Here is a 3,854-nt window from a genome sequence, read left to right on the forward strand (position 1 = left end):
CGCCGCACGGAGGTCCAGGGACAGCGTGGCCATGGCGGGCCGAACCGCGCGCGGCAGGCCGCCCGGGGGCGCCGGCAGCACCGGGATGGTAAGGGCGGTGGCGAGCAGCCCGCCGACACCCGTCCCGACACTGCCCAGGACGATGAGCAGCGNGTTCGACCCGTCGGCGAGCACCAGGGCGGTCAGGCCGGCGGTGAGCAGTGCGGCAGCGGCCACGGCGGTCCGCCGCGCCGGCGGCGGGGTCGCTGGCCGTGCCGACAGCGCGATCATGATCGGGGTACGCGCGACAGCCCGGGCCGGCCACCAGGCGGCGGCGGTCGCGGTGACCACGGCCAGCAGCATGCCCGCGCCGATGGTGAGCCAGGGCAGGTCGAACCGGCCGATGCGGTGCCCGGCGGCGGTCTCGACGAAACCGGCGGTGACCAGCCAGGCGGCGATCCCGACGGCGGTGCCGCAGACCGCCGCGACCGCCCCGACAGCCGTGCCGTTGACCAGTAGCACCAGTTGCAGATGTCGGCGGGTGGCACCCATCGCCGCCAACATGCCGAGCTGACGCAGCCGGCGCTGCGCCAGCACCACGAACCCGGCGGCGGCCACGAGCGACACCAGCAGCAGGCCGACGGTGGCCAGCGCCAGTGCGGCCAGGGTGAGCACGGTGCGCTCGGCGACCGGCCGGGACTCGCGTACCAGCGGCCCGTCGACGGTCCGCCGGAAGGACTCCATGCGGTCGCGGTCGCCGGCCACCAACACCGTCACCGACTCCGGCCGGTCGACGAGCGTGAAGTCGCTGAGGGCGAACTCGTCGTGCAGGTCCGCCGGGTTCTCCACCACCCCGACGATCCGGCGATCGGCCTCACCGAACGAAATCCGGGCGCCGAGCCCGGCACGCAGGGCTCGGGCCACCCCGTCGGTCACCGCCAGCTCGGCTGGCCCGGTCGGGTAGCGGCCCTGCCGCAGGGCGAGCATCGGGCCGCCGTACGCGCCCGCGGGATCCTGGGCCCGAACGTCCACCGGGTCGACGAGCCCTGCCACCGGCACGTGCCGGTGACCGATCACGTCGGTCGTGCCGAAGAACGCCCGGGCGGCGGCGACCCGGGCGTCCAGCAGGGCCGGGTCGTCACCGGGGATCCGGATGAGCTGGTCGGCGCGGCCGAACGTGGCGTCGCTCGACGGAGCGAGGTTCCAGGTGGCCGCCAGGCCGAAGGTGGCACCGCTGACCGCGACGGCGAGCAGTGCGATGGCCAGCAGTTGCTGCCGCCACTCGCGGCGGAACAGTCGTACCGCCCAGCGGACCACGGCGCGGCGGGCGGGCAGGCCACCGTTGGCGGGCCGGCCAACCTTCCGGCTGGGGTTCACGGTGGCGGTCACGGCGTCGGGCCCGGTGCGAGCAGGGCGTCCGGGCTGGGCGACGGTGCGGTCTGGTCGACCACCCGACCGTCCCTGATGAAGATCACCCGATCGGCCCAGGACGCAAGCTGGGCATCGTGAGTGACCATCACTCCCGCGATGCCGCGCTTACAGGCCGAGCGGAGCATCCGCAGAACGGCCTCGCCGTTGGCGGCGTCGAGGGCGCCGGTCGGCTCGTCGGCCAGCAGCAGACTCCGGTCCCCCACCACGGCCCGGGCGATGGCGACGCGTTGGCGTTCACCCCCGGAGAGGTCGTCGGGGAAGTGGCCGGCACGGTCGGTCAGCCCCAGTTCGTCGAGCACCTTGAGAGCGGCGACACGCGCCGGACGTACGGCCATACCGTCCAGTTCCAGGGGCAGCGCCACGTTCTCGACGGCGGAGAGGCCGGCGAGCAGGTTCAGGTCCTGGAAGACGAAGCCGAGCGACCGGCGACGCAGCCGGGCAGTGGCGTCGGCGGAGAGCGCGGAGAGATCGGACCCGCACACCGTCACCTGGCCGGCCGTCGGCTCCTCCAGGCTGCCCGCGATCGTCAGCAGGGTGCTCTTGCCCGAGCCGCTGGGCCCCATGACCGCGACCAGTTCACCGGCGACCACGTCCAGGTCGACCGCACGCAGGGCGTGCACGGCGGCGGCACCCGCGCCGTACACCTTGGACACCTGCCGCAGGCTCAGCACGACGCTCATCGTCGGGCTCCTGCCACGTCGTCCTGGACCGACCGGGTCGGCCGTTCCTCCTGGCCGTCCCTCGCCGACGACGGGCCCGTGAGTGGCGCGCCAGCGGGGATCGTCGGAAGGCTGCGCAGGCGCGCGTCCGCCGCGTCCAGCCAGCGGACGACCGCTTCCAGCCGGAACAGCTCGGCGTCGACGACCAGGCCGAGGCCGATGTCCTCCGGTGCCGCGTCGGCCTTGAGGTGGGTATAACGCTGCATCTCCTCGACGATGCGCCGCCGGTGGGTCTGGAGGATCTCGGTGGTGTCCACCTGGCTCAGGCGCATCGCCACCTGCACCTTCATCACGAGCTCGTCGCGAGGCGGCGGCCCGGCCTGCGGTGGCGTACGCAGCCAGCTGTGCAGCTCACGTTCGCCGTCGGCGGTCAGCCGGTAGCGCTTCTGCGCGCCGTCGCGGCCGGCGTCGTCGGTCTCGACGTGTCCCTCACGCTCCAGACGTTGCAGCGTGGTGTAGACCTGCCCGACATTGAGCGGCCAGACCTCGCCGGTGCGCGCCTCGAACTCCTGCCGGAGTTGGAGACCGTATTTCGGTGCCTCGACGAGTAGCGCCAGCATGGCATGGCGGATGCTCACGAGCCATCACCCACAGTTATCATACTGGGTATAATACTCGGTATTATTGAGCCACGCTCGCCCGTTCGGCGTCCATCCACATCGTCATGACGGTTCGGACAAAATGCCGTCGCCGGAGCGCGCCGACGGCTAGCCTGCGGCAATGTCCGCAGCACCTGACGAGGTCGAGCAGCCCGATCCCAAGGGGCGAGTGTCCGCCACCGACCGGATGACGGCCTTCAGCGACGGCGTCTTCGCCATCGTCATCACGCTGCTGGTCATCGAGTTGCGGGTGCCGGAATACCACGAGGGGGAGTTGCTCACCGGCCTGCTCGACGAGGGCGCCTCGTACCTGGCCTTCGTGGTGTCCTTCGTCTACATCGGGGTGCTCTGGCTCAACCACCACGCGCTGCTGCGGCTGATCCGCGGCACCACGCTCACGCTGAGCTGGATCAACCTCGGCGTGCTCTTCGGCGCGGTGATCATCCCCTTCCCCACCGCCGTGCTGGCCTCGGCGTTCACCCACGGCGACACCGACGACCAACGCGCGGCCGTCGCCCTGTACGCGCTGGCCGCCGCCCTGATGTCGGCCCCCTGGCTGGTGTTCTTCGGCTACCTGCACCGCCACCCGGCGCTGCTCGAACCTCGGGTCGACCCCGGGTACGTGCGGACACAGCGGCTGCGACCGATCACCGGCCTGATCCTGTACGGGCTCAGCGGTCTGCTCGGCTGGTTCGTCAATCCCGTGCTGGGCCTGATCGGCGTCATCGTCATGATCACCTATCACGCGGTCACCAGCGAGGGGCTGCCCCGCTGGCTGACCCGTCGCTGACCGGGCGAAGCCGGAGCAGGTCGGCCGGGGTGTCCACGTCGACCGGTGAGCCGACGTCGTCACAGGGCACCTCGACCACCAGGTCCGGCCGGTCGCGCAGCAGGTCGCGGGCGCCCCGGTCGCCGACGGCGTACCCGCCCAACAGCGGCCAGGTTCGTCGAGTCAGCAGGATCGGGTGCCCGGGTCGGCCGGCGTAGGTGGCGACCGCGACGACCGCGCCGCCGGCGTACGCCGCCCGCACCCGGCGCACCGCGACCGGGCTGAGCAGCGGCTGGTCGACGAGGACCACGACGGCGGCCGGCACGTGGGCCGGCAGCGAGGCAAGGCCCCGCAGCA

The 3,854-nt window shown here is 72.5% G+C and carries 5 protein-coding genes; 1 reads left to right on the plus strand and 4 read right to left on the minus strand.

Going from position 1 to position 3,854, the window contains the following annotated elements; translation table 11 throughout:
• The 3 genes from PSH25_RS34065 to PSH25_RS27965 all read right to left on the minus strand — a co-directional run.
• The coding region (locus tag PSH25_RS34065; protein WP_441005357.1) for an FtsX-like permease family protein at positions 1 to 966 on the minus strand (966 nt) is incomplete at its 3' end.
• A 398-nt stretch (positions 967 to 1,364) separates the two neighbouring features.
• Positions 1,365 to 2,090 (minus strand): ABC transporter ATP-binding protein, encoded by a 726-nt coding sequence (locus PSH25_RS27960; protein WP_238661879.1) that lies wholly within the window; start codon positions 2,088 to 2,090, stop codon positions 1,365 to 1,367.
• Entirely contained in the window at positions 2,087 to 2,707 is a 621-nt protein-coding gene (locus PSH25_RS27965) for a PadR family transcriptional regulator (RefSeq protein ID WP_238661880.1), read from the minus strand. The genes PSH25_RS27960 and PSH25_RS27965 overlap by 4 nt, the downstream gene beginning before the upstream one ends.
• Before the next feature lie 142 nt (positions 2,708 to 2,849).
• Between PSH25_RS27965 and PSH25_RS27970 the strand changes: the two genes are divergently transcribed.
• Positions 2,850 to 3,518 (plus strand): TMEM175 family protein, encoded by a 669-nt coding sequence (locus PSH25_RS27970; protein WP_238661881.1) that lies wholly within the window; start codon positions 2,850 to 2,852, stop codon positions 3,516 to 3,518.
• Here the strand turns inward: PSH25_RS27970 and PSH25_RS27975 are convergent.
• Positions 3,478 to 3,854, minus strand: a 377-nt coding sequence (locus tag PSH25_RS27975; protein ID WP_238661882.1) for a nucleotidyltransferase family protein, incomplete at its 5' end; no start/stop codon positions are given. The genes PSH25_RS27970 and PSH25_RS27975 overlap by 41 nt on opposite strands.

The sequence above is a fragment of the Micromonospora foliorum genome, assembly GCF_022229015.1.
Classification (GTDB): Bacteria; Actinomycetota; Actinomycetes; order Mycobacteriales; family Micromonosporaceae; genus Micromonospora; species Micromonospora foliorum.

Bases quoted from the DNA above. Each gene is read 5' to 3' on its own strand.
- PSH25_RS27960 (WP_238661879.1), bottom strand. From the start codon at position 2,090: ATGAGCGTCGTGCTGAGCCTGCGGCAGGTGTCCAAGGTGTACGGCGCG.
- PSH25_RS27970 (WP_238661881.1), top strand. From the start codon at position 2,850: ATGTCCGCAGCACCTGACGAGGTCGAGCAGCCCGATCCCAAGGGGCGA.